Origin of the sequence: Saccharothrix syringae (assembly GCF_009498035.1) — a bacterium.
In the GTDB taxonomy this organism is placed as follows: domain Bacteria; phylum Actinomycetota; class Actinomycetes; order Mycobacteriales; family Pseudonocardiaceae; genus Actinosynnema; species Actinosynnema syringae.
This window is the reverse complement of sequence record NZ_CP034550.1, coordinates 1,123,976-1,140,914: the sequence shown is the minus strand read 5'-3', so window position 1 is coordinate 1,140,914 and position 16,939 is coordinate 1,123,976. Positions and strand designations below refer to the sequence as shown.

Annotated in this window: 11 protein-coding genes; 5 read left to right on the top strand and 6 right to left on the bottom strand. The window is 68.7% G+C overall.

From position 1 onward, the window contains the following. Nucleotides 1-6 precede the first annotated feature (6 nt). The gene (locus tag EKG83_RS05370; protein ID WP_033430040.1) at nt 7-1,140 is read left to right on the top strand and encodes a sensor histidine kinase; all 1,134 of its coding nucleotides are present in this window, start codon (nt 7-9) and stop codon (nt 1,138-1,140) included. On the opposite strand, the gene vanX is transcribed toward EKG83_RS05370, so the two are convergent. The 4 genes from vanX to EKG83_RS05350 all read right to left on the bottom strand — a co-directional run bounded on the left by vanX (nt 1,121) and on the right by EKG83_RS05350 (nt 4,349). Continuing rightward, entirely contained in the window at nt 1,121-1,741 is a 621-nt protein-coding gene (gene vanX / locus EKG83_RS05365; RefSeq protein WP_033430041.1) for a D-Ala-D-Ala dipeptidase VanX, read from the bottom strand. The genes EKG83_RS05370 and vanX overlap by 20 nt on opposite strands. Next, nucleotides 1,738-2,772 carry a D-alanine--(R)-lactate ligase gene (gene vanA / locus EKG83_RS05360; RefSeq protein WP_033430126.1) on the bottom strand — a complete coding sequence of 345 codons (1,035 nt, stop codon included), beginning with the start codon at nt 2,770-2,772 and terminating at the stop codon, nt 1,738-1,740. The genes vanX and vanA overlap by 4 nt, the downstream gene beginning before the upstream one ends. Then, nucleotides 2,765-3,751 carry a D-isomer specific 2-hydroxyacid dehydrogenase family protein gene (locus EKG83_RS05355; RefSeq protein WP_063741307.1) on the bottom strand — a complete coding sequence of 329 codons (987 nt, stop codon included), beginning with the start codon at nt 3,749-3,751 and terminating at the stop codon, nt 2,765-2,767. Before EKG83_RS05355 ends, vanA begins: the two co-directional genes overlap by 8 nt. A 175-nt stretch (nt 3,752-3,926) precedes the next feature. After that, nucleotides 3,927-4,349 carry a response regulator transcription factor gene (locus tag EKG83_RS05350; protein ID WP_228122510.1) on the bottom strand — a complete coding sequence of 141 codons (423 nt, stop codon included), beginning with the start codon at nt 4,347-4,349 and terminating at the stop codon, nt 3,927-3,929. Between the two features lie 106 nt (nt 4,350-4,455). Here EKG83_RS05350 and EKG83_RS05345 point away from each other — a divergent pair, with 106 nt between their 5' ends. Beyond that, nucleotides 4,456-6,198: a hypothetical protein gene (locus tag EKG83_RS05345; RefSeq protein WP_033430042.1), complete on the top strand. Its 1,743-nt coding sequence runs from the start codon at nt 4,456-4,458 to the stop codon at nt 6,196-6,198. A 305-nt stretch (nt 6,199-6,503) separates the two neighbouring features. On the opposite strand, the gene EKG83_RS05340 is transcribed toward EKG83_RS05345, so the two are convergent. Next, nucleotides 6,504-9,557: a DEAD/DEAH box helicase gene (locus EKG83_RS05340; protein ID WP_228122509.1), complete on the bottom strand. Its 3,054-nt coding sequence runs from the start codon at nt 9,555-9,557 to the stop codon at nt 6,504-6,506. Between the two features lie 1,543 nt (nt 9,558-11,100). On the opposite strand from EKG83_RS05340, the gene EKG83_RS05335 reads away from it, so the two are divergent. From EKG83_RS05335 to EKG83_RS05325, 3 genes are read left to right on the top strand one after another with little or no spacing between them, the layout of a single operon-like run. After that, complete coding sequence (locus EKG83_RS05335) at nt 11,101-11,370, top strand: hypothetical protein (protein ID WP_033430044.1); 270 nt, start codon at nt 11,101-11,103, stop codon at nt 11,368-11,370. Continuing rightward, nucleotides 11,363-11,974, top strand: a complete 612-nt coding sequence (locus EKG83_RS05330) for a DUF6879 family protein (protein ID WP_153277892.1) — start codon at nt 11,363-11,365, stop codon at nt 11,972-11,974. The genes EKG83_RS05335 and EKG83_RS05330 overlap by 8 nt, the downstream gene beginning before the upstream one ends. 7 nt (nt 11,975-11,981) lie before the next feature. Continuing rightward, nucleotides 11,982-14,381, top strand: a complete 2,400-nt coding sequence (locus EKG83_RS05325; protein ID WP_033430045.1) for an ATP-binding protein — start codon at nt 11,982-11,984, stop codon at nt 14,379-14,381. Between the two features lie 423 nt (nt 14,382-14,804). Here EKG83_RS05325 and EKG83_RS05320 read toward each other — a convergent pair whose 3' ends face one another. Beyond that, a complete protein-coding gene (locus tag EKG83_RS05320) occupies nt 14,805-16,934 on the bottom strand; it encodes a UvrD-helicase domain-containing protein (RefSeq protein WP_033430046.1) in 2,130 nt (709 codons plus the stop codon). Nucleotides 16,935-16,939: the final 5 nt, after the last annotated feature.

Here is a 16,939-nt window from a genome sequence, read left to right as displayed (position 1 = left end):
GGGCCCGTGGACAGGCAGCCCGGCCTGAGCGCCCGCTCCAAGCTCACCCTCAGCTACCTGGGGTTCCTCATGCTCGCGGGCGCCCTGCTGCTCGCGGTCGTGTGGGTGTTCCTGCTGCGCTACGTGCCCGAGGTGATCGCCACCACGCCGGGCCGGCCGGGCCCCGGTGACGTCCCGATCTACATCCCCGACCGCTTCGAGCTGTGGCGGGCCTTCGCCCCGAAGGCAACCGCGATGCTGGGGTTCCTGCTGCTGTTCGGCCTGGTGGGGGGCTGGGTCCTGGCGGGGAGCATGCTCGCGCCCCTGACCCGGATCACCAACGCCACCAGGCTCGCCGCCAACGGCTCGCTCGCCCACCGCATCCAGTTGGAGGGCCGCGAGGACGAGTTCCGCGAGCTGGCCGACGCCTTCGACACCATGCTGGCGCGCCTCGAAGCGCACGACGCGGAACAACGCAGGTTCGCGGCCAACGCCGCCCACGAACTGCGCACCCCGCTGGCGATCACCCAGACCCTCCTCGAAGTGGCCCGCAACGACCTGGACCGCGACACCGGCGAACTCGTCGACCGCCTCCACTTCGTCAACACCCGGGCCATCGACCTCATCGAGGCGCTGCTCCTGCTCAGCCGCGCCAACCAGCGGTCGTTCGCCAGGGAGCACGTGGACCTGTCCCTCGCGGCGGAGGAGGCGACGGAAACGCTCCTCCCCCTGGCGGAGAAGCGCGGCCTCACCGTGGAGACCTCCGGCGACATCGCCCCCACCGTCGGCTCGCACGCGCTGCTGCTGCAACTGACGACGAACCTCGTGCACAACGCGATCGTCCACAACCTGCCCGACCAGGGCACCGTGTGGGTCACGACCAGCGCGGACCCCGGGACCGTGGTCCTCACCGTGGAGAACACCGGCGAGAAACTCACCCCGCAACTGGTCGCCACCCTCACCGAACCGTTCCAACGCGGCAGCGCGCGCACGCGCACCGGTCACCCGGGCGTCGGCCTGGGCCTGGCGATCGCCAGGAGCATCACCGAAGCGCACGACGGCACCCTCACCCTCACCCCACGCCCCGACGGCGGCCTCCGCGCCGTGGTGCGGCTACCCGCCGCACCACCGCCCACGCGCCTCACGGACCCGACCACGTGATCGGGAAGTCGAAGTACGAGTCCGGGTGCGGTTCACCCTTCAGCGTGTAGTGCCACCACTCGCGGTCGTACCGCTCGAAACCGCAGTCCTCCATGATCGAGCAGAGGTGTCGGCGGTTGCGCGCTTCAACCGCCGTGATCCCCTCCGCCCCGTGGTGCGAGATCGGATCCATCAGGTCGTGGCCGCCACCCATGGGGGTCAACTCCCCGGTGGCCAGGTCGTAGAGCGTCAGGTCGACGGTACTGCCCCGGCTGTGCCCCGACCGGGCCGCCACGTATCCCAGTTCGACCACCTCGGCCCGGCCGATGTTCGGGTAGTGGCGCCGCTTGGTCCGCCCGTCCTCCGGCCGCGCCGACCAGCGCAGGAAGCAGTCCACGGCGCGCCGGGGGCGGTAACCGTCCCAGAGGAGCAGGCCGAAGCCGAGCGATTCGGCCTTCCCCCGGGCCTCCTCCAGGGCGGCGCACAGGGCCGTCGTGCCCACGATCCGGTTGACCAGGTAGCCGTCCACCGGTTTGCCGGTGAAGTTGTCCCAGGTGGCGTACTTGGCGTCCCAGCGAACCCCGGGCACGAACTCGTCCACGAAGACGAAGTCGCCCCTCACCGCCTCCCCTCCAACGCCAGCGAGACCACCCGGTCGACGACGTCGGCGAGCGACCACCCGGCAGCCGACATCATCCGCGGGTAACGGCTGTACGAGGTCAGACCGGGCAGGGTGTTGACCTCGTTGAGGACCACCCCGCCGTCCTCCGTGAGGAACATGTCCACCCGCGCCAACCCCGTGCACCCCAGCGCGCGGTAGACGGTCTTCGCCGTCTCCTGCACGAGCAGGCGCGACTCCGCCGGGATGTCGGCGGGGACGATCGCCGTCGAGTTCTCGGAACCGCTTTCGGGCGCGCTCTCCTGGTGGATCCGGAAGAACCCGTGGGACAGGGCGATCCGGTCCACCTCGCCCACGACCAGGTCCGGCCCGTTCCCCAGCACGGCACACCCGACCTCGCCGCCGACCACGGCCTCCTCGATCAACACCTTCGAGTCGTACCGCCGCGCGGCCTCCACCGCCCCCGCCAGTTCCTCCCACCGGGACACCTGGCCGACACCGAAGGACGACCCGGAACGAGCCGGCTTCACGAAGACCGGATAGGTGAACCGACCCGGATCGGGCTCCTCACCCGCCGCGACGGCCCGGAAGTCCGGCGTCGCGACCCCCGCACCCCTGGCGACCACGTAGGTGAGGGACTTGTCCATGCACAGCGCGGAACTCTGAACGTCACACCCGACGTAGGGGATGCCGGACAGCTCCAACAACCCCTGCACCGCACCGTCCTCCCCGAGCCTGCCGTGCAGAACGGGCAGCACGACGTCCAGCCGGATCACCTCATACCGCCCCCGGTCCAGGACGAGCAGTCCGTGCACGCTTCGGTCCGACGACAGCACGACCGGACGACCGCCGTTCTCCCACCCCTCCCCGGGACCACCGCAGAGCCTCCACCCACCCCCCTCCGTGATCCCGATGTAGAACGGTTCGTACTTGTCGAGATCGAGGTTCCGCGCGACCTCCCGCGCGGACTTGACGGAGACGGGGTGCTCCTCGGAACAGCCCCCGAACAAGATCCCGACCCTCAACCTATCCACGCGGATTCCCACTCTCGAACTTCAGGCAGTTGACGATGGAGTTCTCAACGGCATCACGCAAAGCGCGATCCGTGTAGTAGGCGGTGTGCGGACTGACGAGCACGTTCGACAGTTCCCGCAGCCGCAACAGCAACGCGTTCTCAACGGGTTTGTTCCTGCGATCGACGTAGAACACCCCCTCCTCCCCTTCGAGGACGTCCAGCGCCGCACCACCCAACCTGCCGCTTTCCAATGCGGAGACAAGGGCTTCGGTGTCCAGTAGCGAACCGCGCCCGGTGTTGACGACGACCGCACCAGGCTTCATCCGCCCAACGCGTTGACGGTCCAGCAGGTGGTGCGTATCGGCATTGAGCGGTACATGAAGCGTCACGACATCGCTCAACCGCAACAATTCATCAAGGGAAACGTAGTCCGCAGAGGTCCCACCCCGGGCGTCACAGGCCAGTACCCGGCAACCAAAACCCGCCAGCCGGTCGACGACCGCCGCACCGATGCGCCCCGTGCCGACCACCCCGACGGTCAGGTCGCGCAGCTCCCTACCGGGCACGTCACCCAACCGGTAGTCGTGGACATCCACACGACGGACGACGGACTTCGCATGCCGAACCGCCATCAGCATCAACATCACCGTGTAGTCGGCCACGCCATCAGGCGAATAAGCGACGTTCCCGACAGAAATACCGACGCCGGCCGCGTACTCCACATCGATGTGGTCGTACCCGATGCTCCGCGTGGAGATATATTCCACACCGACCCGGGCGAGCGCCAGCAGGGTGGAGTTCGCGATCCGAGCCTTGTGACCGACGCTGACGCAGCGATTCCCCGCGGCCAATCCCACGTTCACCTCGGACACGGCTTCGGCCACGAGGGTCGGCGCGACACCAAGACGAGGGGCCATCTCCCGGAACAGAGCGGCCTCGTCCGCCCCGCACCCGTAGACCGTGATTCCCGCTTCCCGCACCGGTTCGCCACAGACCATGCCCGCAGTCAAGACAACGCGGCGTTACCGGAACGTATGCATTTCCTCGTACATTCGCGATACGCCGTCACCGGGCCACCGACGCCCCCACCTGCTCGGCGGACACGGTGAACGACCGCATCCCGCGGAAGAGCCGGCAGCCGGGGAAGTCCACCCCCTCTGCCCGACGACCTCCTCATCGTCCCCGCCGACGCCCGCCCGCCCGGATCGCGGACCGGTGCGAGCACTCCCCGGACCGCGCCCGCACCGGAATCGGTGTTCCCGGCGGGCCGGCCGTGAAGTCGGCGGACCGGCCGCGGGTGCGGCGGCCCCACCTCGCCCCGGTGCCCTCCAGGTAGCGCAGGACCGCGGTGACGCGCCGGTCGGCCCGGTCGTCGGGTGCGAGGTCGAGCTTGGCGAAGATGCTGCGGATGTGCTTGTGCACCCCGCCCTCGGTGATGACGAGCCGTTCGGCGATGGCGGTGTTGCCGAGTCCTTCGGCCATGAGCGCGAGCACGTCCCGTTCGCGGGGGCTCAACCGGCCCAGCGCGGTGGTGCGCGGGTTGCGGGCCAGCAGCTGGCCCACCACTTGGCGGCGGCGCGCCTCGACGGCCGCCACGATTCCCTATGTCGGTAGGTGCGTGGGTGGTAACGGGTGGCGACCTGGTCGCGATGATTGAGCGATCAGCGGGTTCGACCGTTGCGCGCCTGCGGGAGGAGATCGCATGCAGGACCCTTCGGACTCGATGGCGGTCACCGAGCCTGAGGAGAACGGCCGGATCGACACCACCGACCCACCTGTTGCGGGCGATCCGACGTCCGAGTCGACGACGTCGACGGTCCTGGTGGAGGTGGTCCCGGGGGTGGCGATCGTCGCCGGCGAGGTCCCTCCGGAACTGAAGCCCGATCTAATCGATTTCGGGATCGTACCGGCTGCCGACCGCAAGCAGATTTCGGCCATTCTCGCCTCATTCGGAAACCTGGCGACCGTGGTCGGCAACACCGGAAACGCGTTCGCCGGCGTGCAGGGGCTCTACAGGATCGACGCCACGACACAGACCCTGTTGAACAACGGCGCGACGCTCGCCGCCAAGGACGGCGGGAACCTCGGAGCGGTGACGGTTCCCGGCCGCATCCTGCGTCAGGCCCGCTTCTACTCCGTGAATGCGGTGAGCAAGGCGCAGACCGCGGCCTCGATCGGGCCGGCACTGGCCATGGTCGGCCTTCAGGTGATGCTGAGTGAGATCTCGGGCCTCGTCAAGACCAACCTCGCGGTGACGAATCAGGTCCTCACCACCATCCGCAAGGATCAGTGGGCCGAACTGACAGGGCTCGTCACCGCCATCGATCGCGCGGTCGACCAGGCGCGAGAGATCGAGTCGGTCCCGACGTCCTTGTGGGAGGACGTCGCGGGCAGTGGAGCGCTGCTGCAAAAGCAGCTCGACCTCTACCAGGGGAACGTCCGCGACCACGTCAGGCAGATCGGTCGAGCCGACACACGCAGCCACCGCGAGTATCTGCGGACGAACGCCGAGGCGATCGCCTTCGACGCCTACGCCCTCCTGTCCTCCCTCAATGCATGGACCGGGTATCACGCGCTTCGCGCCGCAAGAGCGAGAGCCGCTGGACGCGAAGACTCCGCCGAGGCGCAATACGCCGAGGTCATCGCGCGTGACACCCGCGCGGAGTTCGACTCCGCCCTGGCCGAGACGACAAGCCTCGTCGACGCGCTGACGCGAGAGCTGCGGATCACCGCCGAGCTCCGCCGCCCCGACGCATGGCCCCTGCCGGGGAAGCGGAAGGACGTGAAGACGGCCCGCGAAGTCTCCACCCGGCTTCTGGAGGCGATCGAGCCCCTTGCCGACGCCCTCCACCCGCCGCCCCCTCCGCTCGAGGCTCCGGACGTCGTCTGCGCACCCGAATCGCTGGACCCAAAGCCGTACCTCCGCATCCTGCGGTGGCTCTTCGAGGACGGTGAGGCCCTACGCGTCCTCGGCTTCCCCGACCAGCTCGATGCCCTCGGCCCCATCTCCGCGATCGTCGGCGGAGCGAAGGAGAAGTTGGCGACAGCGAGGGACAAGGCCACGGCAAAGGCACTGGTCGCCGTCACGGATCGCCGCATCATCACTGCCAAGACAAATGCATTCCTCGAGCAGGCCGAGATCCGCCGAAGCATCCCGGTCGACCAAGTCCGATACGTCCGCGCAACAACCACACAGGACAGAAGCTCACGCGTGGCGATCGACCTCATCACGCGCGACGAGAACATCCGGTGGCTCTTCCACACCGATATCAACAATACCCAGGTGGACGCGCTAGCCGCCGTGCTCGCCGAGTCGATGACGATCCCGGACGCTGAACGCGACGCGCTTCAACGACGGCACTACGCCTACATCGAGGCGGGCGGGGAAAGCGAGAGCGCCAGCACGACGTCCATCGAACCAACCAGGTCCGAGGCCACGACCTGACCACAGGGCCCGCAGGTTCAGGACACCCGCCAGGGCCTAGTGCAGCCAGACAACCCGCGCCCCGCAGTCGAGCCCGAAACGCACGAATCGCAACACATCAACGAACTGGGCCCAAACCCGTCAATACATCGCATGTCGTTCAACTCCGCCGCCTGCCCCAGATCTGCTCCACCCACAGCGGCATCAATGACGCCAAAGCTCAACCGCCTGAACCTGCCGCTACCGCAAGCCGGCAGCCGAGCCCTCTTGGCGACAACCGCGAAACTCGACGACCGCGTCGTGGCCGACGGCGGACGGGGAGCCGTTCACGACGGTGCGAACAGCTCGCGGATGTCGTCGGCGTCGAGGGCGGTGCCGAAGACGTCGCCGTCGTCCATGACGCTGGTGAACAGCTCGGCCTTCTTCGCCTTCAGCGCCATCACCTTCTCCTCGATGGTGTCGGTCGCGACGAGGCGGTACACGATGACGTTGCGGGTCTGGCCGATGCGGTGGGTCCGGTCCACGGCCTGCGCCTCGGTCGCCGGGTTCCACCACGGGTCGAGCAGGAAGCAGTAGTCCGCCTCGGTGAGGTTGAGCCCGAACCCGCCCGCCTTCAGGCTGATCAGGAAGACCGGCGCGGCACCTTCCTTGAACCGCTTGAGCACGGCCGCGCGACCGCGGGTCCTGCCGTCGAGGTAGCAGTACTCGATCCCGGCGGCGTCGAGCCGGGCGCGGACCTTGTCCAGGAAGCCGGTGAACTGGCTGAAGACGAGGGCCCGGTGCCCGCCGTCGACCACGTCGCGGAGCTGTCCGACCAGCGCGTCGATCTTGCCGCACGGCAGCTCGTCGTGCCGGTCGTCGACCAGCCCGGCGTGCAGGCTGAGCCTGCGCAGCAGGGTGATCGACCGCAGGATCGTGAACCTGTTCCGGTCCACGTCGTCGACCAGGCCGAGCACCTTCTGCCGCTCCCGCTGGAGGTGGGTCTGGTAGACCTTGCGGTGCTGCGGGTGCAGCTCCACTTCGAGCACCTGCTCCTGCTTGGCGGGCAGGTCGGCGACGACCTGTTCCTTGGTGCGGCGCTTGACCAGCGGCTTGATGCGCCGCCGCAGCCGCGCCAGCCGGTCGGCGTCCCCGCGCTTCTCGATGGGCAGGCCGTAGTACTCCCGGAACCGGGCCGGGTTCGGGAACAGCCCGGGCGCGGTGATCGACAGCAGCGACCACAGCTCCATGAGGTTGTTCTCCATCGGAGTGCCGGTGATCGCCAGCTTGAAGGGCGCCGGGAGGACCCGTGCGCACTGGTGGAGCTTCGACTGGTGGTTCTTGGCGAACTGGGCCTCGTCCAGCACGAGTCCGGACCACGGCACGGCCGAGTAGGCGTCGAAGTCGATCCGGAACACCGCGTACGAGGTGACCACCACGTCCGCTCCGGCGATGAGCTCGTCCAGCGGCACGCCGCGCCGCCGGGCGGTGTCGGGCACGGCGACGACGTCCAGGCCGGGTGCGAAGCGCGCCGCTTCGGCGGTCCAGTTGGACACGACGCTCGTGGGCGCGACGATGAGGAACGGCGGTCCGCCGGGCCTGGTCGCCTTCGCGTGGCAGATCAGCGCCAGCGACTGCACCGTCTTGCCGAGCCCCATGTCGTCGGCGAGGATGCCGCCGAGCCCGGCTTCCCAGAGGAAGGCGAGCCAGCGGAAGCCGTCGACCTGGTAGGGGCGCAGTCGGGCGTCGAGGGTGGCGGGCACCTGGTGGGCGCGGACGGCCTCGCCGGACAGCAGGCCCTCGACCTGACGCCGCCACGCCTCCGCTTGGCGTTCGACGACGCCGAGGCCGGCCAGTTCCTCCCACAGGCCGGCTTGGAAGCGGCTGATCCGCAGTTCGCCGCCAGGGGCGTCCTGGAGGGTCCGGGCTTCGTCGATCAGCCCGGTGAGCGCGCGGAGTTCGGGCTTGTCGAGGGAGAAGTAGGCGCCGTCGGGGAGCAGCACGTGCGACTCGCCCCGGCTCAGCGCCGAGAACACCTCGACGAACGGCACCGGTGCGCCCTCGACGCCGATCGTGACACCGAGGTCGAACCAGTCGGTCTCCCCGGCCAGTTCCGCGGTCGACACGCCGATCGACACCGCGTCGCTCACCTCGCGGTAGTCGACCGGCTCACCGGTGGTCTCGACCTCGACGCCGGGGTGCCCGGCGAGCAGCGGCAGCGTCCCGGTGACGAACCGCACGGTGTCCAGGCCGCTCAGGGCGAGCCGGTCGGGGTGCGGGACGACGTGCTCGACCGAGGCCAGCACGGCGCGTTCCGCGTCGAGGTCGCGGTAGCCGTCGTCCGCCCCGGCCGCGTCCAGCGGCACGCGCAGCCGGGAGTCCCCGATCTCGTAGGCCCACTCCCAGTGGACGCCCACGTCGTGCCCCGCGCCGAACTCGGTGCGCACGACGAGGGTGGGGCCGGAGATGTCCGGGGGTGTGAAGGTGCCGTCGGAGGAGGTCACGGGGGCCAGGCGCCGCAGGCGCGGGTAGATCTCGGCGCGGAACCGGTCGCGGCCGGCCTCGGGGACGGTGAGGTGCTTGTCGTCGATCACCAGTTCCCGCAGCCCCGGTGGGACCGGTGTGGCGAACCGCGCGAGCCGGAAGTGCCGGTGGCGGCCGTCGGCTCCGACCGGTGCGCACGTCGGGTCCGCGTAGACCAGGCCGTGGCCGTCGGAGCCGATGAAGCCGATCGGTTCGATCCCGGACGTGGCACCGTCCACCTCGATCACCGGGCGGACCCGGTCGGATTTGCCGGCCCTGGTGACGTCGAGGGCGATCCGCGCCACCGCGGAGGCTTCCACGTCGCCCCACGACCTGCGCCCGTGGACCAGCCGCAGGCCGGCTTCCCGCGCCTCGTCGAGCAACGGCCAGAGCTTGGCGGAGTCGAACGAGGTCAGCTGGATGGTCCTGGTGTCGTAGTAGGAGTGGTAGCCGGGGCGGGTGCCGGCCAGGTACAGCCCGTACAGCTCCCGCAGCAGCCGCACGTGGGCGGCGCGGTAGTCCTTGACCTGGTAGGCGTCGAGCTGGTTCCAGCCCAGTCCGCTCGCGACCCACCCGGTCTTGCCCTGCCGCACGATCCGCGCGTGCACGGCGGGGCCGATCCGGTCGTGCGGCTTGTCCGGCGCGAGCGTCAGCTCGACGGCCAGCGGCGCGTCCCCGCCGGCGTGCCGGCCCGTCCCGAGCAGGTCCCGGAACGCCTCGTCCCAGGTCGTCTTCGGCTTCCTGCCGCCGCGTGGCCGCCGGGTGGCGGCGATGACCACCGCCACCACGTGCTTGCAGTTCAACCCCACGGGGCAGGTGCACTCACCGTGGGCGAAGTCGACGACGCCGTCGTCGACTTCGTCGAAATATGCGGACACCTCGTAGACGTCGCCCCGACCGCGCACCGTGCCGTGCAGCGCGGTGTCCGCGTCGTCCCACGCCACGCCCAGGACGGCGCCCCGCAGCGCATAGTCGGTTCCCCGGTCGTAGGTGGTCCGGCCGACGACGTGCTCGACATCGGCCAGGTCCACCTGGAGGTGGGTCACGCGCACGCGGTGAACTTAGCAACCGCTCCGGCGGCGCAGGCGGCGAAGGGCGGCGTGGTCGGGTGGGCTCGGCCGGTCGGGCGGCGTCGCGCCGGTCGGCGAGCAGGGCACGGAGCTTGGTGAGCGCGGTGCCGGGCGCCCCGGACCGCGCCGGACATCGTCGAGAGCAGGTCGGCGGTCTCCTCGGCGGACAGCCCGACCACCACCCGGCAGATTAGGACCTCGCACTGGGCGGGGCGCAGGGTGGATCGCCCCGAGTCGGGTGGAGGCCCTGCTCGCGATCTATGACGATCCGGCCGCGCGCCACCTACGCACTGAGGTCGAAGCCCTGCGCCGGCCTCCCGCCGACAACACGCCCACTACCTGAACATCACCCCGCAGATCGGGTTGCGCGGTTCAGAACACCTACCGGGTCTGGTCAGTCAGACAATCCGCGTGCTGCAGCCACACCCGGGACGCACGGACCTCACCACGTCAACGAACTGCGCCCAACACCCACCAATGCGTGCCATCTGCGGCGAAGTGCAGCCAACAGGAAGCTGAACCTCACTCTGCCAGCACGGTCCGGCCGTTTCCCTGACCAGCGCAAACAGAGAACCCGCACGTCAGCCGGTTCCATTCACCGCCGTTCGAAGCCGTCGCACGCCGTTCAACCCCATCGCCTGCTCCAGATTTGCTCCACCCACCGCAGCGTGAATGACGGCAGAGGCCGGACTCGAACCCGAACATGCGTTCCCTAGCTGCGGTGTGGACCTTGGTCCATACCGCAGCGCAGACGCCGACCGCCCGGCCAATCGTGCGCCCCGATCGTGCCGACCCGGCACTCGCGCGGCGGAACCTCCGGATCGACCCGACCGGACCCGCCACGGCAGTACGACGGCGGCCTGGTCGGCATCAACACCGCACCACCGTCCGTCATCGCGCAGTGCTACGGACACGACGACTGCACCGCCCTCCCCTCGCCGCAGGACGACACCAAGCGCAGGAGCGCTGGAACGGCGGAGCCGCGCAACAGACATGAGGGCCGGACAGTCCGCCCGGGGTGCCGACGCTGGCGTCCACGACTCCCCCCTGGACGATGGGCACCACTACTGCCACTCGACCACTTGCCCCAACCGAGTGTCACCTGAGCGGACCAACAAATTTGCACAGACTCCACCCGGTACATGAATATTCGATCGAAGTCCCCATTCGAGGGAACATGGCGAACTGTCACACGGTAGTGGAATACCGACCAAGCGTAGAGGTAACCGCATTTTTGCGGACTGAGTGCGAATGGTGATCACTACGCTCTATGGCGAGACCGTCGGGGTTGTCCACCCCCAATGGCATCACACAGTTTCTCCGGGGTTACGCCAGAATGCAAGGGGATGTCATGAGTCGTGCCTGGGAAGCCGATCCAGTGGCCCAGTTCAAGAAACGACTGGGCAAATCCCCGCTGCAACTGGGCGTCACCGATGAGGATCCCACCTGCCCGGACGTCTGGGAGTTGACCAACGGCGACGTGGCGGTCATCGGTCGCGACCTCACCGACGACTACGCCGCACGACTACCCGAAGGCGTGCACATCGGCGCCGACGAGCGGCTCGTCGTGATCCCGGGCGTCATGCTCCGCGCCGCGAAGGCGGACATCCCCGATGAGTGAGCTGACCACCGTGTTCCCCGGGACCGAACTGGCACCGGACGAGTACCTCGCCGATTTCAACCGCGAGTTCTGGCACGACAACAGCGGCGTGAGCTGGAAGCTGGAACGCCGTCAGGAGTTCATCGAGTCCAACAACGCGAGCTGGGAGGCATCCCGCCGCAACGACTGGACCACCTCCCTCGACCTGTTGGAGAAGCGCCGGGCGAAGCTCGCGGACTACGAGCGCAGGATCGCCGACAACGGCATGGAGGTTCGGCGGGTGCGGGTGGTGGAGCAGCCGATCAGCCCTTACCTGCTCTGGGAGCTGAGCTCCCTCCACGTCCGCCACCAGGTGGGCGGGAAGATCCGGGTGGTCGGCCCCGAGCAGGTCGAGCCGTTCGAACGCGGCAGGACAACGCTGCCCGAGCTCTTCCTGCTGGCGCGGCCGATCGCCTACCAGGTCCTCTACGACGAGCAGGGCGCACTGGCCGGAGCGGTGAAGTGCGTCATCACCGACGAGGTCGAGCACTGGAAGGCACTCGTCGCCGACCTGTACGACCGGGGTGAGGAACTCGGCGCCTTCTTCCACCGAGAGGTGGCCCGGCAACTGCCGTCGACCGGCTGACCGCACCGTGAACAAGCGCACCCCATACGGTGACGACGACTCCCACAACGAGCTGCACGGCTCCGCAGACGACGTGGTGCAGGCCCGCGACATCGGCGGAGGCGTCCACTTCCACCGCACCGGGCGGACTCCCACACCGGTGCCGCGCCAACTGCCCGCCGACGTCCGGGGCTTCGTCAACCGCTCCGAAGCCCTCGACCTGCTCACGCAACTGTCGGCCGAGGCCGCGAAGCACGTCGTCGTGTGCGTCGTGGCCGGCACCGCGGGCGTGGGCAAGACGTCCCTGGCGATCCGCTGGTCGCATCAAGTGGCGGGCGACTTCCCCGACGGCCAGTTTTACGTCAACCTGCGCGGCTACGACGCCGGGCCGCCGGTCGGCCCGGCGGAGGCGCTGGACCGTTTCCTGCGCGCCCTGAGCGTGCCCGGCAACCAGATACCCACCGACCTGGACGCGCGTTCGGCGCTATTCCGGTCCTTCCTGGCGGGCAAACGCTTCCTGATCCTGCTGGACAACGCCGCAACCCCGGGCCAGATCCGCCCGCTGCTGCCCGGCACGGCCGGCTGCCTGGTACTGGTCACCAGCCGCAGCACACTCGCCGGCCTGGTCTCCAGGGACGGCGCGCACCGGGTACGCCTGGACGTCCTCCCCCTCGACGAGGCCACCTCCCTGCTGCGCGAACTGCTCGCCGAGCACCGCCCCCACGACGACGACGAAGACCTGGCAGAACTGGCCAGGCTGTGCGCCCGCCTGCCGCTGGCCCTGCGGATCGCGGCAGAACGAGCCGCCGGCAGACCCCGGACACCCCTGCGCGACCTGGTCGACGAACTGCGCGACGAGTCGAGCCTGTGGGACGCACTCGCATCGGACGACGACTCCGACGCCGTGCGGACAGTATTCGCCTGGTCGTACCGGGCGCTGTCCGAGCAGGCGAGCCGCCTGTTCCGACTGCTCGGCCTCTACCCCGGCGAGGACTTCGGCCCGCACGCGGCCGCGGCGCTGCTCCGCGACACCACAGCGACCGCCCGCCGCCTGCTCGACGACCTCGCCGGAGCACACCTGCTCGAACCCACCGCACCCGACCGGTACGAGTTCCACGACCTGCTTCGGCTCTACGCGCACGACCAGGCAAGAACCGAGGAACCACCCGACTCGACCACCGAAGCGCTCGACCGCCTGGCCCTCTGGTACCTCCACACCGCCGCCAACGCGGTCCATGTACTCGCCCCCGAGACCGCCGAGCGCGAGCTGCCCGCCCTGCCCGCCCCGTTGTCGGCCCCGGTGTTCCCCAACCACGAGCAGGCCGTCCTCTGGTACGAGCGCGAACGCCGGAACCTGACCTTCCTCATCCGATCCCTGGAACAACGGCAGGCCGACAACCTGGTGTCGCTCCTGGCTGACGTCCTGCGCAAGATCCACGCACGCTACAACCACTTCGACGACTGGATTACCACCGCGACGGCGGCCCTGTCCGCAGCCCGCCGGCTCAGCGATCCGGGACGCGAGGCCACCGCGCTGGAGAGCCTGGGCAAAGCCCACGTCCAGCACGGCGACCGCCGTCGAGGCGTCGAACTCCAAGAGCGGGCACTCGCGATCAGACGGGAAATCGGCGACCGCCGGGGCGAGGCGGTCTCGACCAACGCGCTCGGCCTGGCGCTCCTGCGCGACCACCAACCGCAAGCGGCACTCGACCTCTTCCAACGCGCCAGTGAAATCGCGGCCGAACTGGACGACGACTACCGGCTCGCCGTCTCCGCCAACAACACCGCCAACGCCCTCATCGACCTGGACCGACCAGCCGAAGCAATCCCGCTGTTGACCGCAGCACTGGACCGCTACCGCCGCCTGTCCATCGCCGGCGGCGAGGGCGACGCACTGCGCGGCCTAAGCCACGCCCACCGACTCCTCGGCGACGCCGCACAAGCCCGCGAGTTCATCAAGGACGCGCTGACCATCGCCCGCGACCACCGCAACCCTGCCTGGGAAGCGTTCTGGTCACTGGAGGCGGGCCGGGTACTGGTCGCACTCGGCACTCCCGCCGAGGCCCTGGCGCCCTACCAACGCGCCGCGTCACTCCAACGGCAACTGGACGACCGCGTCCGGGAAGCCGCCGCTCTCGACGCGACCGGCGAGGCATACCAGGCCCTGGGCCGACATGAGGACGCCACCGAATTCCACCGGTACGCGGTGGACACGTTCCGGCGGTTCGACGAGAGGTGGCCACTGGCCGTCGCACTGCACAACCTCGCGGCCACCCTGCTCGCCACCGGCGAATCGCAAGCCGCAGCGACCCACCTGAACGAGGCAGCCACCCTGCTCACGGCCTACGACGATCCGGTGGCGCGCCGCCTACACGCCGAGGTCAAAGCCTTGCACCAGCCTCCCAGCGACGACACGCCCACGACCTGAGTACCGCCCGCGAATCAGGGTGCGCGGTTCAGAACACCCACCAGACCCTGGTCCAGCCAGACACTCCGCGCGTCGCAGTCACACCCGAGACGCACGAACCCCACCACGTCAACGAACTACGCCCAACACCCGCCAAAGCATGCCAACTGCGGCGAAGTGCAGCCAACACAAGCTGAGCCTCACTGCGCCAGCGCGGTCCGACCGTCGCCCTGACCAGCGCAAACAGAGAACCTGCACGTCAGCCGGTTCCGTTCACCGCCGTTCGGAGCCGTCGCAAGCCGTTCAACCCCTCCGCCTGTTCTAGATTTGCTCCAACGTAGTGGCATGAATGACGGCAACAGTGCCGAGCTCAACCACCGAGCACTCGGCCCTGCGTGCCGCGCAGAAACTGTATCCGCGACACCGATTCAACTGGCGATGGCGTCACAGGCGGCTCACGACCACAAGTTCATCTCGGGCACGGGTGGCTGCCACGTAGCGCAGCGATCGGGCTCGCAACTCGGCATCGGCCCGCTCGGAGGGCTCCAGCGCTTCCAAACGTGCCAGTTCAGCGGGCGATGGGCGGCCTGCTGCCAGCACGACCTTGGAGAACTCGGTGCCTTTGGCTCGATGCATGGTCATGACCGGCACCCGACCTGAGGGCGGCCGTTCACGATCGACCGCGCGAGCGTCGATACCGTGTTCAGTCAGCGCCGTCACCATCCGGTCGCGATGGAAGCGGTCCTGAACGAGAACCCCCACGGTGTCGGGAGCGTCCCCGGATTCCAGCCAGGCCCGGACGTGGTTGACGACGGCTTTCAACTCCTCGCTGAGGGAGTCAACAGATTCGACGATCGGGTTCGGGCCGGTACGAGCGGAACGGTAGCCGGTGGCCTCGGGCTGATCTTCGAGATCGACGTACTGCCCGCTATCGATGATGCTCATCGCATATTGCAGGTTTTGTGCGGTGGTCCGGTAGTTGAGGGTAAGTCGTTGTGAGCGACCGACGATGGCCACGCCATACCGGCCGAGGACTACACGAGTGCCGTAGATGCGCTGATGTGTGTCTTCGGCGATGAAGAGGTCGTCAGAGTGCTGTCCGACGAGGGAGCGCAGTAGCTGCCAGTGGCTGGGTGAAAGGTCCTGACCTTCGTCAACGAGGACGTGGTCGGCTTGCTTGTTCGCCTGACCGGCGAGGTGTGCGGCGGCGACAGCGGCGGCCTCGGTGAAGTCGAGTTTGCCGTCGATGCGGCTCTGTGCCCGGTACGCCGCGATCAGCGCCCATACAGCCGAACGCTTGGCACGGTCGAGGGCCACACCTCGTCCGGGGCGGCGCACTCGGAGGTAACCGGCCTCGTCATGGACTTTATTGGGCAGCACGATGTGGGCGTACTCGGTGGACAGGAACATCTCGTTCGCCAGCTCGTGCGGCAGCGATGTGTCAGTCGACTCGATGACCTCCCGCCACTGAGTACTTGGCGTGCGGGCGATCGGCGCGGAACGTTCCTCGCCGAGGACCTCGCGCATGGCGGCGGCCAGGCCGCTACCGGCATTGCGCAGCACAGCGGAGGCGAGAGCGTCCACCCCGGTGACGTGCACGCCGGGCTGACCGAGTGCCTTGGTCTGAGGGACGCGTGGGTCGAGCTGTGCGAGGCCGTCACCCAGTGCTTCGGCAAGGTTTGTGGTGAATGTGGTCAGTACGATCCGGGCCTGTGGGTCGCGCTGGGCCAGCGCACGGGCCCGGTGGATGAGCACCACCGTCTTACCCGTGCCTGCGCCTCCGGACAGCCGGAACGGGCCGCTGTAACTGCGTTCGACGTAACGACGCTGCTCGGGGTGCAGGAAGATCCGCCATGCGCCGAAGTCACCCTGCTCAATGACACGGCGCAACTCCTCTTGGTCACCGATGAAGGCGTACTGGAGTGCTGCGGCAGGCCGTTTGAACGAGTTGAGGACGTCGGTGTCGGTGTCGCCTGACGGAGGCGCCTTCTCCAGCTGCATACGCGCGACGATTGCCTCCACCGTGTCGCCGGCGGCGAGGTCGACCAGGATGGTGCCGATCCACCCGTCATAGCGCTGAGCGAGATCCAGCACAGTGTCCTCGTCGGCGGCGGCGAAGGCCTGGTCAACAACGTCCTGGGGCAGGCCGAGGGTGTTGACCAGGGCGCCGCGGTCGTGACCTATGCGGGCGAACAGCGGCTGGTTCACCGGCGGAGTCGTGTCGGGTGTGACCGGCACGACCGGCGCCGCGATTTCCTCGACCTGCGGCAAGCCGTTGATCGGGTTGACGCTCAGCCGCACGCGCTGCGCCACGGTGTTCGCGTCGTCGTGCGGCCAGATGCCGTGGATGACGTAGTGGCGCTCGCCGCCGCTGTCGAGGCGGAACATGACAGCCCGCCAGGAGCCGTCGACCCGGCCGGTCCGGACCCTGGAGTCGGAGGCGTTCTGGATGGGTTCGACGTGCAAGCCGGGGGTGGTGTCGTCGGCACCGAGCTTTTGCAGGAACGTCATGGCCTTGGCACGGATCGAGCCATCGATCTTGCTCGCGAGCTTGCCCATGATGATGGTCGGCATTGCTA